The 2,151-nt window shown below is 35.3% G+C and carries 1 pseudogene; it reads right to left on the bottom strand.

From position 1 onward, the window contains the following. Nucleotides 1–293: 293 nt before the first annotated feature. Nucleotides 294–2,052 (bottom strand): annotated as a pseudogene (dld, locus tag BHE89_RS15460) (D-lactate dehydrogenase). Nucleotides 2,053–2,151 lie beyond the last annotated feature (99 nt).

Below are 2,151 nucleotides of genomic sequence, written 5' to 3'. Positions count from 1 at the left end.
AGTTTACTCATTTTAGGCTGGAATATGGGTACTCAAGATGAGCATATATTAAAAACAAATCCCTTTTTGATAAAATTGAAAACCTTGGGGATTGTGATTTTGATGGATGATAAATATGAAGATAAATGTAATTATTTTTTATTCTCGCATTAGTCATTTTTATTAACCCTAATAAAATTGATGTTCATTTTATTGCTCATAATAGCAAAGCATTATGGGCTAATGACTAAATAGACAAAAGGCAGGTTTATCCTGCCTTTTATTTTTAATTTAATAAACACAATCTACAATAGTTATTCTTTATTCTCTGCACTAGTGTCATTATGTGCACGTCCACAACCACACTCTTCTCCCCAATATTTTAGTTTTGAGGTCTTGCCAATACCTGGGTTCATGCTATTGGTTGGATCGTTACGTTTATAGAATGCTTTTAATTGAGGCTTAGCATAATACATATGACCTACGTTATGCTCTGCTGGATATTCCGCACCACGTTGATCTAATAATGCTAGCATTTCTGCTTTTAGTGCCTTAGCATCAACACCTTTTTAATAATATAATCTTGGTGCATAACGTGACACATAAAATGCCCACAATAGAGTTTATAAAGTAATTTATTCTCTATTTCAGGCGGTAATTTTTCAAACCAATCTTTATCATTACGGCGCAATGCAATATCTAATGGCAACACATCCTCTACATCATTAACATGAACGGCATGATAACGCACAGCAGCACCTGCAGCAGCAAAACGATGTAAGAAGGCTTTATTTCCCTCTTCTTCAGTGCATTCAAAATAATCACCTGATGCTAGCTTAAAGTACTCTTTTAAATAAGTTGCCGCTTCTTCAATTCCATCATCTGCCATTCTTAACATAAGATGATGTTCATATTTGTCACGAAAATCTGTCATACGCTCTGGTAAATGAGCTGGCCATAGTTTGCTCATAAACTGCATTGTTCTATCTACCATATTTTTAGGTAAAAAAGGCACTTTATTTAATACCGCATCTATTCGCCCTTTTACAGCAAATAATATTGGCATTTTGTCTGTACCTAATTTATCAATCACCAAGAACGTATCTTTTCCATACACTTCAGCCATTTTATAATAGCTTCTATGCATATATTCCCCAGCAACAGGTAACTTTTTAAAATGGCTTAAAATATGACGCGAATATCTTCAAGTTCGTCCGGATTATTAGTACCAATATAAAAAACCTGAGTACGATGATCGGCGGGGAAAGTATCTAACCTCACAGCAAATACAGATAATTTTCCTGCACTCCCAGCGGCCTCATATAAACGCCGTTCATCATTATTAAAACGAGAAGGTGTATTAGCATCAACATCACGTATACGTTCATGATATTCATGATCAGAAGCTAATTTCTCTGTTATTTTTATCTGTTTCTCATGATAATGACGATTATCTAAATTGGTTAATATTTCCTCTGGTGTTTCACCTAAATCAATCCCTAAATGGTTAACTAATTCAGCTTCACCTTTTTCATTAACCCGAGCATAAAGGGATAATTCAGTATAAGCGGGTCCACGACGAACTAAAGCACCGCCCGAGTTATTACAAATTCCCCCGATGACTGACGCACCAATACAAGAAGATCCAATAACAGAATGAGGCTCACGCCCTAATGGCTTTAATACTTTTTCTAAATGCCATAGCGTACTGCCGGGGAAAGCAATAACTTGATTATGCTCTGAAAGAACCTGTATTTTGTCTTGACGTAATGTACTGATAATGACGATATCTCTATCATAATCATCACCATTAGGCGTCGAGCCCTCTGTTAATCCAGTATTCGCCGCTTGCATAATAATAATTTTATCGGCTTCAACACAGGTTTTAAAAACTCGCCATTGTTCTAATAGATCTGCGGGAAAGACAACTGCCAGCGCCTTACCTTGCCCTGAGCGAAAGCCTTTACGATAACGTTCTGTTTTATGTGCTTGTGTTAATACGTGTTTTTTACCAACGATGCCTTCAAGTTTACGAATAAAATGTTGATTTACAGAACTATTATTCTCATTCATTTTCCCTATCCTATACCTGTATTATCTGATTAATCTTTTATTTGCCCATTTTTATTATTACTCATAAGACAATGTGCAAAATATAAACTTATCATTTAT

Origin of the sequence: Shigella sp. FC1967 (assembly GCF_001743005.1) — a bacterium.
Taxonomy (GTDB): domain Bacteria; phylum Pseudomonadota; class Gammaproteobacteria; order Enterobacterales; family Enterobacteriaceae; genus Proteus.
This window is presented reverse-complemented; position numbering and strand designations above follow the sequence as displayed.